The following is a 251-nucleotide window of genomic DNA, read 5'->3' as shown; positions in this document are numbered from 1 at the left end:
GAGAGCAAGGTCGACCAGGGAATCAGCAAGCAGGGCAACCGAAGAGTGCGCGCGTTACTGATCGAGATGGCGTGGTGCTGGCTTCGCTACCAGCCCGACAGCGCCCTCACGCGCTGGTTCAACGAGCTGAGCATGAGCACGCAAGTCGATGGGAATTCGGGGCGTTTTGAGCGGCTTGCGTGATGTGGCGGAGGGGATCTCCCTCAGGCATCTTGCACAAACGACGCCGAAGGGAGAGTCTCGCGTTTTCC

At 61.0% G+C, this 251-nt stretch carries 1 pseudogene; it reads left to right on the top strand.

Features of this window, described 5'->3' with window-relative positions:
• A pseudogene (locus VSR34_RS39340) lies at nucleotides 1-117 on the top strand (transposase); the annotation flags it as partial.
• Between the last annotated feature and the right edge of the window lie 134 nt (nucleotides 118-251).

The organism is Paraburkholderia sp. JHI2823 (genome assembly GCF_038900695.1).
Lineage (GTDB): Bacteria > Pseudomonadota > Gammaproteobacteria > Burkholderiales > Burkholderiaceae > Paraburkholderia > Paraburkholderia mimosarum.
Note: the sequence above shows the minus strand (reverse complement) of the source record. Positions and strands in the feature narration are given on the sequence as shown.